This window comes from Bifidobacterium sp. (assembly GCF_051876855.1).
In the GTDB taxonomy this organism is placed as follows: Bacteria; Actinomycetota; Actinomycetes; order Actinomycetales; family Bifidobacteriaceae; genus Bifidobacterium.
The window spans coordinates 1-20,607 of the sequence record NZ_JBJEIH010000120.1 but is presented as its reverse complement, the minus strand read 5'-3'; the positions used below and the strand labels follow the sequence as shown (position 1 = coordinate 20,607).

At 61.3% G+C, this 20,607-nt stretch carries 17 protein-coding genes; 6 read left to right on the top strand and 11 right to left on the bottom strand.

Features of this window, described 5'->3' with window-relative positions; translation table 11 throughout:
• Positions 1 to 114: 114 nt before the first annotated feature.
• Both ACI38B_RS07855 and ACI38B_RS07850 read right to left on the bottom strand, forming a co-directional pair.
• Positions 115 to 486, bottom strand: a complete 372-nt coding sequence (locus tag ACI38B_RS07855) for a ComF family protein (RefSeq protein WP_439730251.1) — start codon at positions 484 to 486, stop codon at positions 115 to 117.
• A gap of 521 nt (positions 487 to 1,007) precedes the next feature.
• Positions 1,008 to 1,820 (bottom strand): HAD-IIB family hydrolase, encoded by an 813-nt coding sequence (locus ACI38B_RS07850; protein ID WP_439730250.1) that lies wholly within the window; start codon positions 1,818 to 1,820, stop codon positions 1,008 to 1,010.
• 68 nt (positions 1,821 to 1,888) lie between these two features.
• Between ACI38B_RS07850 and ACI38B_RS07845 the strand changes: the two genes are divergently transcribed.
• A complete protein-coding gene (locus ACI38B_RS07845) occupies positions 1,889 to 2,320 on the top strand; it encodes a metallopeptidase family protein (RefSeq protein WP_439730249.1) in 432 nt (143 codons plus the stop codon).
• 7 nt (positions 2,321 to 2,327) lie between these two features.
• Here the strand turns inward: ACI38B_RS07845 and ACI38B_RS07840 are convergent, their stop codons facing one another.
• From ACI38B_RS07840 to ACI38B_RS07830, 3 genes are read right to left on the bottom strand one after another with little or no spacing between them, the layout of a single operon-like run.
• Positions 2,328 to 3,884, bottom strand: coding sequence for a DUF5719 family protein (locus tag ACI38B_RS07840; protein WP_439730248.1), 1,557 nt, complete (start codon positions 3,882 to 3,884; stop codon positions 2,328 to 2,330).
• Positions 3,881 to 7,027 (bottom strand): glycosyltransferase family 2 protein, encoded by a 3,147-nt coding sequence (locus ACI38B_RS07835; RefSeq protein ID WP_439730247.1) that lies wholly within the window; start codon positions 7,025 to 7,027, stop codon positions 3,881 to 3,883. The genes ACI38B_RS07840 and ACI38B_RS07835 overlap by 4 nt, the downstream gene beginning before the upstream one ends.
• Before the next feature lie 30 nt (positions 7,028 to 7,057).
• Positions 7,058 to 7,372, bottom strand: coding sequence for a WhiB family transcriptional regulator (locus tag ACI38B_RS07830; protein WP_439730246.1), 315 nt, complete (start codon positions 7,370 to 7,372; stop codon positions 7,058 to 7,060).
• Between the two features lie 302 nt (positions 7,373 to 7,674).
• On the opposite strand from ACI38B_RS07830, the gene ACI38B_RS07825 reads away from it, so the two are divergent.
• From ACI38B_RS07825 to ACI38B_RS07810, 4 genes are all read left to right on the top strand, one after another.
• The gene (locus ACI38B_RS07825) at positions 7,675 to 9,078 is read left to right on the top strand and encodes an LCP family protein (protein ID WP_439730245.1); all 1,404 of its coding nucleotides are present in this window, start codon (positions 7,675 to 7,677) and stop codon (positions 9,076 to 9,078) included.
• A gap of 64 nt (positions 9,079 to 9,142) precedes the next feature.
• Complete coding sequence (locus ACI38B_RS07820; RefSeq protein WP_439730244.1) at positions 9,143 to 10,444, top strand: LCP family glycopolymer transferase; 1,302 nt, start codon at positions 9,143 to 9,145, stop codon at positions 10,442 to 10,444.
• Positions 10,445 to 10,933: 489 nt separating this feature from the next.
• Positions 10,934 to 12,811 carry an FtsK/SpoIIIE domain-containing protein gene (locus ACI38B_RS07815; RefSeq protein ID WP_439730243.1) on the top strand — a complete coding sequence of 626 codons (1,878 nt, stop codon included), beginning with the start codon at positions 10,934 to 10,936 and terminating at the stop codon, positions 12,809 to 12,811.
• 66 nt (positions 12,812 to 12,877) lie between these two features.
• Positions 12,878 to 13,156, top strand: coding sequence for a WhiB family transcriptional regulator (locus tag ACI38B_RS07810; protein WP_015450379.1), 279 nt, complete (start codon positions 12,878 to 12,880; stop codon positions 13,154 to 13,156).
• 584 nt (positions 13,157 to 13,740) lie between these two features.
• Here ACI38B_RS07810 and ACI38B_RS07805 read toward each other — a convergent pair.
• Entirely contained in the window at positions 13,741 to 15,234 is a 1,494-nt protein-coding gene (locus ACI38B_RS07805; RefSeq protein ID WP_439730242.1) for a sensor histidine kinase, read from the bottom strand.
• A gap of 103 nt (positions 15,235 to 15,337) precedes the next feature.
• On the opposite strand from ACI38B_RS07805, the gene trhA reads away from it, so the two are divergent.
• Positions 15,338 to 16,234 carry a PAQR family membrane homeostasis protein TrhA gene (gene trhA / locus ACI38B_RS07800; RefSeq protein WP_439730241.1) on the top strand — a complete coding sequence of 299 codons (897 nt, stop codon included), beginning with the start codon at positions 15,338 to 15,340 and terminating at the stop codon, positions 16,232 to 16,234.
• A gap of 245 nt (positions 16,235 to 16,479) precedes the next feature.
• Here the strand turns inward: trhA and ACI38B_RS07795 are convergent, their stop codons facing one another.
• The 5 genes from ACI38B_RS07795 to ACI38B_RS07775 form a co-directional block, all read right to left on the bottom strand.
• Entirely contained in the window at positions 16,480 to 16,965 is a 486-nt protein-coding gene (locus ACI38B_RS07795) for a GreA/GreB family elongation factor (protein ID WP_029576346.1), read from the bottom strand.
• A 104-nt stretch (positions 16,966 to 17,069) separates the two neighbouring features.
• Positions 17,070 to 17,477 carry an FKBP-type peptidyl-prolyl cis-trans isomerase gene (locus tag ACI38B_RS07790; RefSeq protein WP_015450374.1) on the bottom strand — a complete coding sequence of 136 codons (408 nt, stop codon included), beginning with the start codon at positions 17,475 to 17,477 and terminating at the stop codon, positions 17,070 to 17,072.
• A 148-nt stretch (positions 17,478 to 17,625) separates the two neighbouring features.
• A complete protein-coding gene (locus tag ACI38B_RS07785; RefSeq protein ID WP_439730252.1) occupies positions 17,626 to 19,086 on the bottom strand; it encodes an L-serine ammonia-lyase in 1,461 nt (486 codons plus the stop codon).
• Positions 19,087 to 19,235: 149 nt separating this feature from the next.
• Positions 19,236 to 19,802, bottom strand: coding sequence for a hypothetical protein (locus tag ACI38B_RS07780; RefSeq protein WP_439730240.1), 567 nt, complete (start codon positions 19,800 to 19,802; stop codon positions 19,236 to 19,238).
• Between the two features lie 153 nt (positions 19,803 to 19,955).
• Positions 19,956 to 20,156: a helix-turn-helix transcriptional regulator gene (locus tag ACI38B_RS07775; protein ID WP_439730239.1), complete on the bottom strand. Its 201-nt coding sequence runs from the start codon at positions 20,154 to 20,156 to the stop codon at positions 19,956 to 19,958.
• Positions 20,157 to 20,607 lie beyond the last annotated feature (451 nt).

Here is a 20,607-nt window from a genome sequence, read left to right as displayed (position 1 = left end):
AGCGTAACCAGTTTGTGAGGGGACACACTGTGAGGAGGTGCGCTGTGGGGAAGAACACTGCGAGGAGAGACGGACTGGTGTGAAAGAGGGTTGTTTCTTGGTGCGAGTCAGTAATCAGCCGATACGCGACGAATCGCCTCGAGGCGGCGTATCCGCCAAGGCGATTGCGGCCGAGACATGGATTCCGGCGGTGGCAAGCACATCGGCGCATCCGCGCAATGTGGATCCAGTCGTGATGATGTCATCCAGCAGAATCACCGTCCCGGCACCCGCATCGCGGCAACCCGCATCATGCAGCCAATCCCCACCATGCAGCCGTCCGCGTATACGGAACCTATCGCCCATGCGGTCATGACGCTGCTGCGCGCTGGACAGACTGACCGACCGTCCCCCATGGCGCGCGACCGTCAGCACGTCGGCGACCACGACATCGTACCCGTATTCCTCACATAAAAGACGACACACCGCATGCGACAAGACAGCCATATGCCGTCTGCCACGGGCCCGAACAGACCGCCCGGATGAAGGCACCGGGACAAGCGTCACCCGATGACCACCGCCAGAGCCCAAGCCGTCGCCCGAGACACCTGAGGCACCAAGCCTGCCCAGCATCATATCGACGGCAAACGCAAGATATCGGGCGAACACAGTATCGCATTCCCGATCATCATGATCCTTCCATGCGAGCACCGCCGACCTTGCACGACCCGAATACCGCGCACATGCGAGCGTACCGCCGGGAAGGCCCGGAAACTGCCGGGACGGCCACAGAGCAAACAACACCTGGCAATCGGCGCACAACACCGAATCGGGTTCGCCGCACCCCGCACATCCGCGTGGCAGGACAACCATCGCGAACGGGGATGACAACAGGCGGGAAACCAAATCACACAATCGCATGCATCTGACTGTATGCAAACGCCATGCGGCGATGCCAACCCGCGCGATACATGTGGTCAAAAGTGATGACAGCACCTATCGGTAACCGGCAAAAGACCACCGGTGATTCACGCGACCACAGGCAGACGGCGAATGAGCTCACCGCACACCTCAAGGGTCTCCTCCGGTCCCGTGACACGAATGGCAATCGTTCCGGCGTTAACGGCAGGATAATCATTACCATCAGGATCCATACGGTCACCGAGATAAATCATCTGCGACACGTCGATATGCAGCGCGGTCGCCAACTGCCGGACGGCATACGCCTTATCCACCCCGCGAAGCGAGATATCCACACTTGTGGACCCGCCGGATCGGACCGCCAAATCAGGCACATCAGCGCTTACAGCCTCGGCAAGCCGGTTCTTCTTCTCATTGGTCGGATCCCAGGATTCCTTCGCCGCAATCGGCGCAAGCTGCCCCAAGGCGGAGAAGGTGATCTGGCTGCCGCGGTCTTCGATGCGATCGCCCCACACGTGGTCTTCCCAAATGCCTTGTTCCTTGGCGTGTCGTTCCAGCGAGCTGATGGCGGCCTGCCGCTCGGCGACGCTGAGATTATGCTCATACACGCACTCCCACTGCGTGCCATCCCAGCGGTAGTAGCGGGTTCCGCTGGTCGGCATCAAATGCAAGTTGGCTTTGCAGGCGCGATCGTCCAGCATATCGAGAATCTGGCTGCGCACCAGCGCGAACCTGCCGCCGGTGATAATCGCCACCGGCAGACGGTGGGTCAGCGCGGTCAGGCAATCCGCAATTTGCGGGGAGATCGGCTTCTTCGATCTGGCGAGCGTACCGTCAAGGTCGAAGGCGATCGCTTTCGCTTCGGACGCCACGGCGTCAAGATCAAGCTGCTGCCATGCATGGATCGCTGTGGCGTTCATTGTTCCTCCTTGCCGAAATACGCCCTGCTATCCTAGCTCAATCCTTGCCTCGACATACAGTGGACGACATGCTGCGAGCACCTTGGCAATTACACGTATACCGCAACAGGCACGGCCGCGGAAGCCGTACGCCGATGTTCGGAGTGAGAATGCCCCGATACCGGACAAAAAGCGGCATGTTCGACGACATGGTCGCATCCCAGTTGCGCCGGCTGCACGGGGCGTGGCCGGAATTGGTACAGCCCGTGCAGTTCGCGGTCGAGGACGTTCCGCCGTCCGACCCGGCACCATGGCAGGCAGACCCGGATTTATGCTCCCAATGCTTCCCCGCCGGGCGCGGCACGCCGGCACGCATCGTCCTGTACCGTATGCCGATTCAGATGCATGCGCGCACCCGTATGGACCTGCAGTTCGCGATCCGCGACGAGCTGGTCAGCCGTCTCGCTGAGCTGTACGGTCGCAGACCTGAGGAAATCGACCCCGATTGGGGGCTTGATTAGCGAACGGTCAGTGCACGATGCGCTGGTCGTTCGCCGTCAGCACTTCGCGGCTCTGCGGCTCCAACGATGATGCCGGCAGATACGCGGCCTGCGCCACCTTGCCTGAAGACAGCGAGGCCTGTGACAACCTTGCACCCCACACGATGTTCTTGCCTGCACGACATGTAAGCATCTGAGTGCCGTCGCCGATGTCTTCGGGATCGACCGACACGCCCGTCGTGGCGCCCACCTCAATCTTCTTGCTTCCCGTCGCCTTGCCGGACGCATCGAAGCCACGAACCGTCACGCTCTGGTCATTGTCGGACAGATTGACCAGTTGCAGGCTCGCAGACGTCGATGCCGGGATGACCAAGCCTGAGGCCTGCTGTCCCGCCTCTCCGGGGACGAACGCGAAATCCGCCTGTCCAGAACCGCTCTGGCTGACCGTCGCCTGAACGTTGATCTCGGATGTGGCGTCGGCGAACAAGCCCACCGCACCGTCCGGAGCATTGCCGAGATCGACGGCAGTGACCCTGTTGCCGGGCACGGTAACTGTTTTCGCCTCCACTCGGCCTTCGCCGGTGACCCACGACAACGTCACTGTGGTGCTGCGCTGCGCGAAGACGAGGGCAGTCACCGCATCTCCTTTGACCACTCCAGGCAAGGCCTGGGTGAGCGCCGCGGTCTGAAGCGGGAGAACGACATCCGACCCTTGCGGCTTCAACCCCTGCATGCGAATGACCTTCACGACGGACGAAATCGGCGTCTCCTTGCTGGACACGGTAACGTACACGCCCTGCTGCCCCGGCGCGGCGGCGGCGATATCCAGGGTCGCTTGACCGCCTGCGGCGACCGTCAACGTGCTGGACGTGGACAATGACAGCTTCCCCGCATGTTTCGTGCCGTACACGGTCACCTCAAGCGACGTCGATTTCTGCGAAGGGTTGGACACCACGAGCTGCTCGGTGACACCCGTCTGCGTCGCCGGCAACAGGAAGGTGTCGCTCAGGGCAGTCGGCACACATGAGGCGGCGGACATACCCCGCAAATCCCCCGATGTCGCCCACGACGCCGTCGAACCGATCACACCGGTCCCCGATTTCGCCTCGAGCAGTTTCGCATCAATGTATTGCGCGCTCTTCGTGACATCGCCGGAGAGCGTCTTCACGTTCGCAGCATCGAGCAGATTGCTGTCGGACAGCTCGCCGGGCTGCGCATCGTCGGCAACCGGATAATCGTAGACATCGGCGCCATACACGGAACCGAACGCCGCGTACAAGGCCGAAGACGTGATATTGCCCACGGTCGCCTGGTATTCGCTGTCCCCGAAATTCTCGTCGTCGGCGAGTGCCATCTGTTGCGGGCACAGCAGGCCGTATTGTGTCTGGCTGACATGTTGCACGGTCGTCCCCGACGAAACCGAAGGCGCATCGACCAGCCATCCGGCGGGCTTGAGCACAATCAGGGCGGCAAACACCGCAAGGATGACCACCATGGTCAGCAAAGCCACAAGGACGCGACGGACCGTCGACGCGGTATGACGGCCCGACCTGCCACGCTTACGATTGGATAGCTCCTGACTCATGCTTCATCCTCCTCGTCATCGCTCATCACCTTGGCGCCCGGACGAGGCAGAGCGACCAGACAGTATGCTGCGATGACAATACCCATGCTCCACAGCCACACATAACGCCATCCGCGCGCCTGCAATCTGCGCTGCGCCGAGGTGTTGACATGCTGGGTCGCGGTGTCGGTCGCGCTGGCAACACGATAGTAGGTGCCGCTGTCCGCGCTGACGACCGTCTGCACACCGTCGCACGCGGTGATATTGGCGATCAGTTCCCCTGTCGCGGTCCGCGCAGCGCGGTTCGAAGTGTTAGAAACCACGTAAATACCACCGAATCCCAGCTGGCTGATCTCCGCGATGGCATCGTCATCAGAACCGGACAGCAACGCCGCGCTCGCCTGGGCGAGGGTCTGGTATGCAGCATCGCGCTCCCCTGATACGAACTGGGCTCGCAAGGCCGGCGAAGCGTCAATCAAATCGCCTTTGCTGGTACGCAACACCGAATAATCGACCGAATTGTCAGTCTGGGCCTGCAGAGCGAGCACTCGGTAATCACTGTTCTTCGCCAGATAATCGGTGGCGACCATCGGCAATCCGCCCGTGCTGCCACCGATATGCTGGTTGGGAGATGCCAAGGCCGCAAAACCGCACCATGTGGCGGCGAACGCCAGCATCACGATGACCAGCAGGGCACGTGCGGCACGGGTCAAGGCCGTCGTGCGACGGGATTGTTCGGGACTGGCGTGAACAGCACCTTCTTCGGCACCCAGAGACGTCTTCAACGGGCGGAAACGCTGTACTGCCCCTCCCGCGACCAAGCACAGGCAGGACAGGAACGCCACCATGACCAAGGCCATGCCCGGAAGCACGGAACCAGCCACCTGCCCGTCGGCGTCCACCGCGATGGCCACACGGGACGATGCCAGACACAACACCGCTCCGCACACGGCGACCACCCACATCATGCGCGACACCCTGAGCGCGAACGGCAGGAACAGCGAGACGACAGCCAAGACGGCCACGACGGCAAGCGCCACAACCGAAGCGACGTGCAACGCCGTCTGTGGATCAAGCGAGCTTAAGTCGCCACCCCCGCTGACGCCGAAAGTCCTACGAACCACATCGGACAGGCTCAACGCCGTCGGCGAGCCGTTCACACTGCGCACAGGTATTGCGATATCGCCGAACAGCTGCCGCCACATGCCTTGCATGCCGTTATGGATGGCGTTGAGCAGGGTCGGGGCGACGGCGAATCCCGCGGGGAACGGGATGAGCAGCAACATAGCACGATGCTTCGGCACCATCATGAGGAACACGATGAACGCGACGACCAAGGCGAGCAGCGTCTGCGGCTCTGACAGCACAACGACGACAAAGCACAAGGACGCGCAAGCGGCAGCCTGAATCGATGCCTTCGGCTTGATCGGGTCCTCGGTGTGGTACATGCCCACGGCGCGGAACACGAAAGCGAATGCGGCAGGCAGGAAAATCATCATGGTCAGCATCGCGAGGTTCCCGGATTGGTACAGCCCCATCGCCGCGGCGAAGGAGACCCACATCAGCCCGCCGGCGATACGCACCGAGTCGGAACGGGTGAACACTCCTGCAAGTGCCCAGAACGACAATGCTGCGAGCGGAGCGGAAGCGCAGTACATGACGCTGACCGCCGTGGCGACATGCCCCAACGTGAACACGGAGGCGACCATAAGCACCAACAGCCATGGCGTCGGTGGTGCAGCGCGGCCGACACCGCCGCCGAACACCCATTGGGTGGTGGCTGAATCAACCAGTTGGCGCCAATTCGCGCCGGTGGCCAGCCATTGATCCGAATACAGCGTGCCACCGGAGGCCAGAGAACGCACCAACGACCATTGCGAGCCGATGAACAGGCACAGCACCACCACGGCCATGAGTATCGCCCCGGTCCACCGCCGAATCAGACGGGTACGCAGATGCGCTTTGGCCAACGGGCTAAGCAAAATCACATGGCGTTGGCTGTCCAAGGCGCGTCGGCGGTCACGCCAGCGCGCAATCTGCTGCCGGTCCGCCACCAGTTGCTCCAGACGGGATTGGGATACTTTGCTCTGCCGGGCGACCAGACGACGAGCCTTGATAGCGCGCGGAAAAGACACGAGCGCGGACCACGGCATCACGAGCTCGCACAGCGCGTCATACGGTTTTTTTGCGAACAGTTTCGACACGGCACGCCCGATCGCGGCGGGCAGGCTGCACAGCCACCAGACCAGCCACCACAGCATGCGGATATCCGTATACGCGTAGCGTTGCTCAGCGCGCATCCGCGCTATCGACGCACGCTGGGGTTCATCCTCATCGACGGGCATACCAGAACGGGTACGGATGCCTTCAAATCTCGCGCGCCGATGGGCGATGCGCGCACGGGGCACGACGACGACACGCCCGCCACTAAGACATACGCGACGGCAGAAATCCGCGGATTGCGCGAAGGTGCCGAACCACGACGAAATGCCGTGAAGCATACGCAACGTATCGACGGGAACCAACGCGCCGGCGAGCGACACGGCGAAAACATCCTGTCTGCCGTCATACTGCTCCTGGTCTGGCTCACCGTCCACAACCAGCGAATACAGGCGGTGGCGACCGGCGTACTTGCCGACATCATGAAGGTTCTCCCCTGACCAATCGAGCTGTTTGGCGCCAAGAATCGAAGCGGTCGGGGCGTTGTGCCATGTCTCAATCAGCGATTCAAGGCAGACGTTGTCAGCCGGTCGGGAATCATCATGCAACATCCACAGGCCACGAATCCCCGCATCAAGCCGTGCCGCCTCGACAGCCTCCGAAACCGCTTGCGCAAAGGATTTCGCAGCTGTAACCGGAACGATGCGCACCGACACCTGCTTGGTCTGCGGCAACCGCATCGCAGGCCCGGCGGGCATGGGAATCACCTCGAACGAGGTCTGGAGAGACCGCGCCAGCGTCCCGGTGCAATCAGCGATGACCACAACCCCCGGCAGCACACTCTGCGCCAGCACGGCGGACAGGGTGGACGGGAAAAACCTCCTGTCCTCCTCCACGGTGATCACCGCCGCCACAGAGTCGTCAACGTCCTGGCTGTGCGTGTACGTGCGCGATGCCAAGACATCTCCCACCAATTGTTCGATGCCGCTGCCTGTCAAATCCATAGTTCCAGTGTACGCAAGGGGGTGAGAGCGTCACGCCCGACGACGTTCCTTCTTGTAGCGGCGGCGTTCCCGCTCGCTCATTCCTCCCCAGATACCGAACCGTTCATCATGGTCAACAGCCCAGTCAAGACACTGTTCGCGCACTTCGCACGATTCGCATACCTGTTTGGCGTCGCGTGTCGAACCGCCTTTTTCGGGGAAGAACACCTCGGGGTCGGTTTGCGAGCACAAGGCCCTGTTGCGCCACGACAGCCCGTCATCTTCGTCGAAAATCCCCCAGGTCCCATGCAGCGCGCGCGAACCGGCGGCGCCGTTACCGTCGTGATCCCGTGACTCACCCCACATATCTCCTCCTTGGCATATTGAGTATCAATGTCTCCCAGCATATACGCAGAATCGCCGATACACCAGCCTTCGGGCACCCTCGCGGTCTATTTCGGGGGCACGGCGTGGGTATCCCGCATCGACGAGCCAACAATCTGCAAACCGGTGTCACGGCTGCTTGAAGAGCCGACCGGGCCTCGATGTCGGGGGAATACTGTGAATATGAAACGTTTCATCACCATGATGGTCTACAATGACTTGGTCTAGAAGAAAAAATCGTCCAGGTTCGGCCAAGGCTGACGGCTCATAGGAAGGTTCCAAGCGTGACATCCCATCGCAGCAACCCCAAGCTTCCCAATCTCAATGGTTGGAACCAGCCCAAGCCCCGCCACAGTCTCGGATACCGCACCCGGCATCAGGTACGTTCCGTGGTCGTCAGCGTCGTCGCGGCGGCCTTGGTGTTCGTAGGCAGCGCCGCCGCGATGACGTGGTACGACATCAACCATGTCATTGATGACAACACCATCAGCATCATCCCGCAAAAGTCAGGGTCCACGCAGAATGCCGTCGTCGACCCCAACGCCGGCCAGACCATCAACATCCTGCTGCTTGGGCAGGATACCCGCAGCGGCGAGGAGAACAAGGCGCTGGGCGGTCCGGGCGAAGCGGAGAACCATCAGTCGGACACCGCGATGGTGTTGCAAATCAGCGCCGATCGCTCATATATCAACCTGGTGTCCATTCCGCGCGATTCCATCGTGAACGCCCCCAGCTGCCAGACCAGCAAGGGCACGATTGCGGCACGCTATGACGTGATGTTCAACTCGATTTTCGCCAACGCGTATTCGAAAGGCGGCGATTTGGCCTCCGCCGGCAGTTGCACTATGGCCGCGGTCAATTCGCTGACCGGGCTGGACATTGAAAACTTCGTGATCGTGGACTTCGCCGGCATGCGGGACATGGTCGATGCACTCGGCGGCGTAGACCTGTGCATTCCCGTCGCCACAAAAGACGCGACCACAGGTATCAATCTTCAGCCTGGTATGCAGCATCTCGACGGCACGACGGCGACCGAATACGCCCGCATGCGCCACGGGACCGGCACCGACGGCTCGGATATCATGCGTACGACACGCCAGCAGTATCTGGTCAAGGAAATCATCAAGGAAGCGCTCTCCAAGAACCTGTTCACGCAGAGTTCGCAGCTGTATCAGCTTGCCAAGACCGCTCTCAAGTCGCTCAATATCAGTTCCGGGCTCGCCCATGCATCCACGTTGGTGGGCTTGGCGATGAGCCTGAAGAATCTCGATCCGACACATCTGTATATGCAGACGATCCCGGTGACCTCGTGGTCCAAGGATATCAACCGCGTGGTCTGGGCTTCGAACGCGGACGACGTATGGGAGAAGTTGCGTAAAGAGGTGCCGCTGACACAGGCCGACGACACCACGTCCGATTCCTCCTCTTCCGATGCGTCCGCCTCCCCCAGCAGCTCGGACACCCCAAGCGCCTCCGATTCGGCGTCCGCATCCGCAACGCCGACCGAGACCGTCGACCCGAAGACCGGTCTGATCACGCGCGCCGACGGCACGTTGATCGACCCGAACACCGGCGGCATCGTCAACAAGAAGGACGGCACCATCACCGACCCGACGACAGGGCAGTATCTGGGCATCGCCGACCGGTACCTCAATGCGACGGTATGTGCGGTTAATGCGCAGGAATGACGGAAATCCGTGACGATACGTCCGCGCTGAGTAAAAGTAGCACCGTATTCGCACAGGAGGTCGTATGTCACAAGGATCATCGCAGTGGGAGGCTGGCGGCAGCCAACCGCCGAGCTTCTTGCCTGCGGGGACCCCGAAACACCGAGTCCGCACCCCGTCCACCCCGGCGCAGCCGGCGACAGGACAGGTCGTACCGCCAAGCTTCTCTCCGGCGTCTGCCCGTACCTCAGGTTCGCGCGCGGCATCTTCCGCGCCGCGGCCTGGCGCCGCACAGTCCGTGCGGCAATCCGCACGCGTATCCGGCGGGTCGTCTCGCAACGCCACGAACAACGAGCATGTGATGGAATCCAGTGCCAGCGACGTTCGGCGCCCCTCGGGTTCACGGAGCCCTTCCGGCCCAGCACGTCCTCGTCGTCACATCAGTGCGGGACGCGTGTTCTCCAGATTCATCGTCGTGCTGTTGGTAGCCGCCATCGTCGCTGCAATCGCCGCCTACAGCTGGGTGAACAACAATCTTAGCAAATCCGCATGGTTGAGTGATATGTCCGGCGGACAGGCGACGTCGTGGCTTATTCTCGGCTCCGACGAACGCGACGGCACCATCAACGAATCCTCCGAAGATGTCCCCGGAACCCGCACCGACACAATTCTCGTGCTGACCAAACCGAAAAGCGGGCCGAGCTCGCTGATTTCCATCCCCCGCGATTCGCTCGTGAAGGTCGATGACAAGTCCATGAAAATCAACGCCGTATACGAGCTGTACGGCAAGAAGAGTCTGGTCGGCGCCGTTGAAAGCATCACCGGGCAGAAGATCGACCACGTCGCCATGGTGAAATTCGGTGGCGTGCAGGATGTGGTCAACGCCTTGGGCGGCGTGGAACTGTGCTATGACAGCACGGTCAACGACGCGAATTCCGGGCTCGTATGGCAGGCGGGATGCCATGTCGCAGACGGTGGCACCGCGCTGGCGTTCTCGCGTATGCGCTACTCCGATCCGCAGGGCGATTTCGGCCGTGCCGCGCGACAGCGCCAAGTCATCGCCGCGATTATCAAAAAAGCCACATCCCGAAGCACGCTGACCAATTTCTCGACCACGTCGAAGGTCGCGAAAACAGCTTTGGCATCGGTAAGCGTCGACGACAAGACGACTCCGACCACCTTGCTCGCCATGGTGATGGCGTTCCGCAGCGCATCAAGTTCCAAGGGCATATCCGGCAGTGTCTACTGGACCGACCAGGGGTATTATGTGGCCGGCGTCGGATCGTGTGTACTGCTTGACGATGACAAGAACCTGCAACTGTTCAGCGAACTGGCTGCCGGCACCCACGCCGCGGGCAGTGTCGGGACGCTCGCCGAGGCCTCCTGACTGGGGTTCGGACAGCGTCTCGTCGGCGTTCTCTGAGACGCATATAGCATCGCTCAGGAACGTGCGAAGTCCTCTCCCCCTGCGGGACAGCCGCGCACTCGAACACTCGAACACTCGCGCACTCGAACACTCACGCATATCGTGCACACACACGAACTTGGGCACTCGGGCAACTCGCGCATAATCACCACCGTTGAAGAGCGCTGGCGAACAGCGGCACCGCGTAAGCTCGTGTGGTCGTCATCTTTCGTCCACATTTCCCGTGGCGTCTGGACGACACGCCGATTGCGCCTTCATACTGTCGATATGACTTTGGGTTCCCAATCATCAGCGAACGTCCCGCAGCAATCAGGTCGGCCGCGACAGCTGCAACGGCTGGCGCTACGACACCATCGGCGACGGCAGACGCACCGTCGCGCGTCTGTGCTGCGCCATCGCCGGATGCTCATCGCATGCAGCGCCCTGGCACCGGCCGCCACACAATGCACGATGGCGATCATCATGGGGCTGGAAGGACGCTGGATGTTCATCCCCATGGCAATACCGGGACTGATAGGCTGTCTCGCTTCCGCCATATTGGCAATCGGCGGAAGCGATGCGGACTTGCGTAGTGACACGGGCACGCCAACGCAGGTCTCGGACGATGCTTGCGCAGCTCTTGGGACCTCGCCCGAATCCCCGACAGGAAACGACGCTCCCCCGCCCTCCGAACTCGATACGCCCGAACCGCTGGAAACGCTGCTGGGACTTGACCGTGACCCGATGTTGTGGCGCGCCGTCGTGCGCACATGGGCGCAAGGATTGGATTCATCCAGTCCCGGGTCGCGCGCCCGGGAGCCGCATGGCCCGGCCGCTCAAAATCCTGCCCGGCACAGGCGTGATTCGCCGCACCTCGACGTGCCGATCGGCACGTGCGGAACCGGGGTCTTCACACTGGACATCGCCAGACAAGGTCCGCATGCCCTGGTCGCCGGCACTACCGGTTCCGGCAAATCCGTGGCCTTGCTGGTCTGGTGTCTCGCGCTTGCGGCGAGGAATCCGCCCAGCCGAGTGAACTTCGTGTTCATGGATTTCAAAGGCGGTGCCACATTCCAGGGGCTTGCCGACCTGCCGCATTGTGTGGGCAATGTCTGCGACCTCGATCTGGCTCACGCGGCCAGGGCGTTGCTCGCGTTGGAGCGTGAGCTGCGGCGGCGCGAACAGCTTGTCGCCTCACAGGGTTGTTCCAGCCTCGCCGAGCTCGACAATCCGCCACCCGCGCTGGTCATTGTCGTCGACGAGTTCCACGCGATACGTTCGCTACTGCCCGATTATCTGGAACGACTGACCCGCGTGACCTCACTGGGCAGGTCGCTGGGCATGCATCTGATCGCCTGCACGCAAAACCCGCTCGGCCAGGTCAGCGCCGAGATGAAAGCCAATATGCGGCTGCATCTGTGTCTGCGCGTCAACGACGCCATGCAATCGCGCGAACTGCTCGATTCCCCGGTAGCACAGGCCATCAGCCCGTCGTGCCCGGGCGGGGCCTATCTGTACGATGGCGAGGCGTTGCAATCATTGAGGTGTACGACCCCTGTAAACTCCCGCCGTCTGATCCGCCATATCGCCGCCGCGGGGCTGTTCCTGTCGCCGACACCCGCAACCATGCTGTTCACACCTCCCCTGCCAGAGCACCTTGACCGCATGCCGGCCAATCTGTCGATTACCGACCATGACAGCGGAAGTATGCGGCCCGAGCATCCCAACCGGGTGGTCATCGGCATCAAGGACGACGGGGTTGTCTGGCACCCGGCATCCATTGACGTGTCGCTGGGCAATATCGCGATTATCGGCAGACCTCGGAGCGGGAAAAGCAATCTGCTCGATGTGCTGTGCGAGCAGTCGCGGATAATCGGCACCCATGTAACCCGGTGGACGGTCGGCACCGACGGCGCACGGTGCGAACAACGATTCGCCGCACAGGAGTCGCCTCGGAGACCGGCACGCGAACTCATCGTTGTCGACGACGCCGACGAACTCGCCGACCCGCTGTCCACCGACCCATATGCCGACCAGTTCCGACGAGCGCTGCAATCACCTGATGTCACCGTCGCCTTCGCTGCGGGGTCCCTGCGTCATATCAGGGTCCCGCAGGATGCGCCGACACGGGTGGTGTTTCCCACGGGCGATCGCGTGCATGATCTGGGGCTAGGAATTCCGGCCGCCGTGCTCGCCTCTATGCCGCAGCGTGATTTCACCACCGCCGGCCGCGCGGTGGTACTTGACGGGCCGAGTGCGAGGCCTGTACAATGTTTGCGTTTTCAAGTAGAATGTTTGCGTTATCAATCTCCACACGACGATGACATTTCTCTGGGCCAAACCTCTTGAAAAGTCCTCGATTTCGTGATTATCTGGTACTGGACTTGATTAGGACATGAAGGAAGGCAACAAGCAATGAGCAGTGCTTATGATTGGCGGGCAAAGGCCGCGTGCCGCGACAAGGACCCGGAACTGTTCTTCCCCGTCGGTAACACCGGTGCGGCCTATCAGCAGATTGAGGAGGCGAAAGCCGTCTGCCGTACCTGCAAGGTCATCGACGCGTGCCTCAAATGCGCGCTGGACACCAACCAGGATTACGGTGTGTGGGGCGGTTTGAGCGAGGATGAGCGCCGCGCGTTGAAGCGCCGCGCCATGCGTGCACGTCGTTCGCAGAATATGCAGATGCAAATCTGATTGCTGCGGGCAACCCGTCTTATTCGCAGTGGGGCCGGTCATCGATTCGGATGGCCGGCCCCACTGCGATTCTGCGGTATGGAATCTGCAATATCTGCGGTATCTGTAGTACCTCGTGGAGCCTATCTCGCCTATGTGTGTGCGCCGACCCCTGATACCCGAAGCTGCGCCGTTGGCATTCTGCGGATCGTACTTGCGATATCGGGTATCTACGCACACACATACAGCAGATACGGTTCGCGCGGTACTACAGTCAAGCGAGATGCACGATTGTCGGCATCGCGGATCCGCACGTTATCGGCGTCGACTCCTGCACGAACCGCAGGCGGACAAAACGGGCGAGGCTGGATTCCAGCCGAGTTGGGCTCGCACTGGCGCAGTCCCAAGGATGGCAGAGCCCCGCAAACCGTGGAGATTACGGCGAAAAACCAAGTGCCAAAAGAACTCCAGCACATCCACGGGAGATTGCGCCGATTCAGCTGGTCGCGCGGCAATCTCCCGAGCTGGATCCTGATACCGGAAACCGGGCTCAGAACGTCGAAGCGCCTAAACGGCAGGAAGCCGAAACCCCAAAGTGCCCAGGGCTAATTCTGCTCGGCTTGGGCTGCCCTGAGGTTGATGCTCGCGATGACCTTGGTGCCGCCTTGCTCGCCCGGCTCCCAATGGACGCTGCCGGCGAAGTCGTTGGTGACGAAGGTGTTGATGATCTGCGTACCGAGTCCGGAACCCGAAGATTTCGCCATCCCGTGTTCTTCCTCGGCTTCAATGCCTGACCCGTCATCTTCGACCGCGACATCAAGATGCGTCCCCGTTCGCTTCGCGCTAATCAGGATATGCCCCTGCTGACGCCCCTCGAATCCGTGCTCCACCGCGTTCGTGACCAGTTCGGTCAGCACCAAAGACAGCGGGGTCGCGTCCTGCGCAGGCATGAGCCCGAAGGAACCGTCGAAAGCGATGTCGATATGCTGGTCGCTCATGGTGGCCAAATCGACGCTCATCTTCAACAGTTTCGAAATCACCTTGTCGAAGTCGACCATCTCGTCGGCGGTCTGGCTGAGGCCTTCGTGGACCATGGCGATGGTCTGCACACGGCGTTGTGCCTCCGCAAGCTCCTTCTTGACCTCCTGCGACTGGGTCTTGCGTGCCTGCAGCCTGAGCAGCGCGGAGATGGATTGCAGATTGTTCTTCACCCGGTGATGGATTTCGGAGATTGTCGCATCCTTGGTCTGCAGTTCGACGTCCCGGCGTCGCAGTTCGGTGACATCGCGGCACAGCACGATGGCGCCCGTCCGGCCGTTGGAGTCGTACAGCGGCAGCGACCGCATGGACACCGCGGAACGATTGGCTTCGAGTTCGGAATCAACTGCCGCCTTGCCGCTCAAGACCAACGGCAGGCTTTCGGGGAATGTGTCGTTCGTATGCAGCAGCTGCGTGCCGACCTCGCTCAGATACTGCCCTTGCATGGTGGTCAGCGAGCCGAGACGACGGAAGCAGCTCACCGCGTTGGGCGAAGCATATCGCACAATGCCGTCGACGGTGAGGATGATGAATCCGTCAGCGACACGGGCGTTGTGCCGCTGGTTCATCACGGGGTCATGGTACGGGAACTGCCCACGCGGGATCATCTCGTAAAGCTGTTTGCCGGCGTTGATGCTTTCGGACTCATATCGGCCGTTTGATTCTCGCGTCGCCATATTTGTCTCGCGCACAACCAACCCCAAGGTCTTGCCCTCATGACGGACCGGAGCGTACACATTGCACACCGTCGATTTGCCGATGCTGCGCATCACGGTCGAGCGGAAAATCGACGTCGCATGCATCGCAGCGTCCAGCTCGCCGGAAAGTTCACGGTCTACTTCCTTGCCGACGACATCCTCGCTGCGCAAGGTCATCACCGTGGATGGACGGCACTGGTCGGCGACGACATAGCGGCCGTCCGGCATCGGTAATATGAGCAGCAGGTCGGCGAAACTCAGGTCGGCGATAACCTGCCAATCGGTGACGAGCTGGTGGAGCCATTCGCGATCGGCGTCGGTGAAGTCCGGGCGCATCGCAAGGATTTGCGTGAATACTGCCATGCTCCCATCATACGCACCATGGTCGTCCCGGTGACGTCAGATTGACAAATACTTAGCTTACGGTAACGTAGGTTACGTTAGCGTAACCGAGGATGTGAGACAGATGACAACACACGAGGAAGCCGCCATCGAAACGAACCAGTCACGGCAACGCGATGCGGTCGCGCAGGCGCGGCAACGCGAAATGCGTGCGAAAGCGAAGGCCATCCGCGTCAAGGCGCAGGCGAAGGCGGACCGTATCCGCAGCAAAGCGGATGCGAAGGCCGAGCACAAGCTCGCCAAAGCCGAAGCGAAGGCCGCCAAACTCGAAGGAGTCAGCGTTCCGCAAATCGCGAAGAAAGTCCGCCTGGACGTCCATGGGCGCCCCAAGCCGCTCATGCGTGGCTGGCTGCACGCCTTCGCCGCCCCGCTGTCCCTGGCCGCCGGAATCGTCCTGATCTGTCTGGCACACGGTACCGGCCTGAAATGGGCATGCGCCGTGTTCATGACCTGCTCGCTCGTGCTGTTCACGAACTCCGCGGTCTATCATCTGGGCGATTGGTCACCCAAAGTGACCAACGTGCTCAGGCGCATCGACCACGTCAACATCTTCCTGCTCATCGCCGGCACCTACACCCCGGTGTCCTTCGCCTTGCAGCCGCGCATGCGCGACCTCATCATCGTGAGCATGTGGGTGTGCACGGCCATTGTCATGATCATCCATGTCATCTGGATTAACGCGCCACGTTGGCTGTATGTGCTCGTGTACATCATCTTCGGCGTGTCCGGGGTAACGTACATGGGCCTGTTCTGGATTTCCCCGGCGGCGGGGCCGGCGGTCGTGGTGCTTATCGCCTCCGGCGGCCTGTGCTACATTCTCGGCGCGATCGTGTACGCCCTGCGCAAACCCGACCCGTGGCCGAAGGTGTTCGGTTTCCACGAAATCTTCCACCTCGGCACCATCGCCGGGTATGCCTGCCATATGGTGGCAATCTACATGGTGATCTGCAATCTTCGGTGATTACGCCGGCTGGCGTATTTCACGCCGCTGTATGAGCCTTCCGTCGTATCAGACGCGTGCCTGACATGCCTCACGGCACGCGAGATTGGACGATGGGCGGATCAGCAACATCAAGAAACATCAAGATATGGTTGTGGCCCGACACGCGACTCACGTGCCGGGCCACAACCATATTCACTTTCATCCGCATTCAACGCAGCGGGATAAGGAGCGTGACGCCTACCGGTGGCGACACGCCCGAAATCTCAGGCCTTCAGCGGCTCCGCCTTCTTGATTGTCACGGAAATCTGGCGGCCCGTCGGCGTCGCGTACGACACCGTGTCACCGGCTTTGGCACCCATGATCGCGGCGCCAATCGGCGATTCCGGGCTGATGACGTCGTAATCGGTGGCGACGGCGATATCGCGGGATCCAAGCACATACGTCATTTCCTTGCCGGCGAGCTCGAGCGTCACCACCGAGCCGTTGCCGACTGTGCCCGCCTTCGGGGCCTGAAGAATCTTCGCATTGCGCAGCTTGACGGTCAGCTCGTTGATGCGGCCCTCGTTCTTGCCTTGCTCCTCGCGGGCTGCCTGGTATCCGCCGTTTTCAGACAAATCGCCTTCCGCGCGCGCCGCGGCGATACGCTCGGTGATCTCGTCGCGATACTGGCCCTCGCGGTACTCGAGCTCCTGCTTCATCTTGTCGTATGCTTCCTGCGTGAGCAGGATCGTCTTCTCTTCCTCGGCCATTGTTACCTCCTGACCTTGATGGATTGCGCCGCCCACGAGCACATGCGAGGCGGCCATGTCATAAAAAAGCGCCGGCGACCACCGGCGCCTGAAAAGGATGCGTGTCAGCGCGTCGAGATGATGTCGATAACGAACACGAGGGTGTCCTCTCCCCCGATGCCCGCCTGCGGAACACCCTGCGAGCCATACCCGTAGGACGGCGGAATCGACACCACAAGACGGGAACCGACATTATGGCCGGGAACCGTCATATCCCATCCGCGAATCACTTGGCCAACACCGATGCCGAAACTCGCCGGCTGATGGCGCTCAAAACTCGAGTCGAACGGGGTGTCCTTGCCCCAGACCACACCGTGATAATTGACCGTCACCGTGTCGCCACGGCGGACCATCGGGCCGTCGCCTTCCACGATTTCGATTGATTTGAGCCCGACCGGCGGTTTATCCGTTGGGAAAGCGATTGCCGGTGTGGCGCCGAACTCAGCGTTGACCTCGGGCATGTTGCTGACCATGCTTGCCTCCTTGATAACGTATCTGTGCATTGCGCTGACCCCACGTTTGACACGGGTCGCCAGCGCAATGCCACTGAAACAATGTCACTTAGATTAGCACGCTTCGTGACGCTTCGCAGGGTATGACCGCCGGCACGCGGTTCGCCGGTCAGCATTCGACGACATTCACCGCGAGCCCACCTTTGGCGGTTTCCTTGTATTTGGCCATCATGTCCTCGCCGGTCTGCTTCATCGTGCGGATTGCCTGGTCGAGGGTGACGATATGCGAGCCGTTGCCGAGCATGGCGATGCGAACCGCGTTGATTGCCGTATTCGCCGCCACGGCGTTGCGCTCGATGCAGGGGATCTGCACCAATCCGCGAACCGGGTCGCAGGTCAGGCCGAGATTATGCTCAATGCCGATTTCGGCGGCGTTCTCGACCTGCTGGACGGTTCCGCCGATTACCTCGCATAATCCCGCGGCTGCCATCGAACACGCCGAGCCGACCTCACCTTGGCAGCCGACTTCGGCGCCCGAAATCGACGCGTTGCGTTTGAACAGGTACCCGATTGCCCCTGCGGTGAGCAGGAAGCGGACGACACCGTCCTCGTCGGCGCCATCGACGAAATGCCAGTAATACTCGAGCACCGCGGGGATGATGCCTGCGGACCCGTTGGTCGGCGCGGTGACCACCCTGCCGCCGCCGGCGTTTTCTTCGCTGACAGCGAGCGCGAAGAGGTTCACCCATGCCGCATCCGAGGATTCCAGGACGACATCGATGCGGTGATGGCTGCGACGCAACACATCGCCCGTGGACATAAGCAGACGGTACATGCCTGCCGCGCGACGGGGCACGTCAAGGCCGCCGGGCAGCACCGGCTCGTCACTGCTGCATCCGGCTTGCACGCACTGCCCCATGGCTTCCCAAACGGCAAGCAGCCTGGCGCGTACATCGGCCGCGGGGCGTACTGCGGTTTCGTTCGCCCAGATGATGTCGGAAATCCGTTTGTGCTCCCGCTGGCACAAGGTCACCAGCTCGGTGCAGGTGTCGAAATGGTATGGGGCCTTGTCCGGGAATCTGGTGGTCTCATGCTCGTCCGCATCGGCGAACGCCGTGTGTTCAGGCGGACGGTCATGAATGCCGATCAGCGTGTCTTCCGGGCTGCCTTGAGCTATGAATCCGCCGCCGATCGAATACCACACCTGTTCATCCAATAGGTTGCCTTCCCGGTCGAATGCCTGGAATCGCATGCCGTTGGGATGCGCGGCGAGACGCTGCCACTTTTCGAAAACGATGTCACTGTCCGGATCGAAGACGATGCGCCTGCCGCCGGGCAGATCGAGACGCCGGCTGCGAGCGCATTCCTCGCGGGCGCGGAGCAGATGCACGGTGTCGACCGTATCGGGCATGCTGCCTTCAAGCCCGGCGATGATTGCGCGGTCGGTGCCGTGGCCGAGACCAGTCAGGGACAGCGAACCATACAGAACCGTCCTGACGCGGGCGACCTGGTGAAGGATTCCCGAGCCCCGCAGCGAACGGGCGAACCGGCATGCGGCCTTCATGGGACCGACCGTGTGTGATGAACTTGGGCCCACTCCGATGGAGAACATGTCAAGCACGCTGAACAAGCCGTCACCTCCAAATTCTTTGTCGCAGTGCAGGTCGGCATCCGCATCGGCGTCCTTGCGCACCGCCCGTCGAAGGGTAAAGCCATCGGCCGGCAGGTCAATCCGTCGTCAAACGGGACTGCCTGGCGAGACTCAACCCGTCTATTCGCTCAATAGAGTAGCGCAGCCATGTGTACGACGAAAAACACGCCGAACGCGGCGAACAGCATGGTGCAGGCGAACAGGCCCCACACCCAGGTGCGCAATGTTGCGAGACGTTCGCCGAAAGCGGATGCGCAGAAGAATGATGCCAAGCCTACGGCGGCGCAATTGAATGCGATGGAGCCCAACTGCGCCCCCGCCAACGCGGCATGGCCGAGCGGGACGATGATCGAGTTCAGTACGGCGGCGAACACGAAATACCCCCACACGCCGAACAACACGAGGCCGAAAAGGGCGGCAATCACCGGGCGCCACGCCTGCGGCGCTTTCTTCGAGACTTTGCCGGCCGCCCACAACGCCGCGAATCCGACCGTATAGGCGAACACGACCGACAGCAGTCCGGCAATCGCGGACCATGGCACGAGCGCCAACGAATGGTAGGACATGCCGGTGTACAGCGGCGCGCAGAGTATCTCGCCCAGGCACAGCGCCAGCGCTACGATGACCACCTGGGCGAAGATGAGCGGGACTCGGCGGTTGCCGTCGCGGGTTGGAGTGTTCGTCTGCTTGACCATGATGTTCCTTTGCGAGTATCTGATTTGAGCGGGCATGGCATGTTTTGATGTTGCTTGGTCTCGCTCTATGGTGATTGATTGTTCTCGACTGTGCTTGACTTGTCTTGACTGCTGCTGATGAACTGTTGCCTGACTGCTGATGTCGCGGCAGTTTCAGCTCTTCGAGCGCGGACGTCCTCCTCCGACGCCCCTGCCGGGTCGGGCGGCGTTCCACGTTTCGATGGTTTGACGCTTCCAACCTCGTGTTCTGCCGATTGTGGCATCAGGCTCCGGCAGACGATACGCACTCACTGCAGCCGTGCTGATACCGAGCAGCTGCGCCACTTCAGTAACGGACAGATAACGCTCAGTCATATTCGCTCCTCTGTGCGACTATCGTGTCGCACAAGACGCCGGTAGCCGTGCTGAAATTGCCTTATGAACGGTAATCTACCATTGCATGCGACCCTGCTGTCGCACACCTGCCGGATATCTCGTGATTGAAGCCGCAAGCCGGGCATATCTGCCCGTCGTGTAACCGAATGATGACACAACGCCGTTATTGCTCCGTCATGTCGTGTGGCCTCTTCGAGCGAAAGCTTTCCAATGCGAGCAAAGCCAGAAACGCAGGGAACCCGCCGTTGCCGACGGGTTCCGTTGGTTTGTGCCCCCTGCGGGACTCGAACCCTGTGGTTGCTGTTGTTGTTGCATGTGTGGCTGGTGTCGGTTGGTGAGGATGCCCCGACATCTTGGGATTGAGCCGCTCCTTATTATTTATTGTTCCGGTGCGCCCGGTGTTGGAGAATGGTGGTCACCGCCGGTTTTC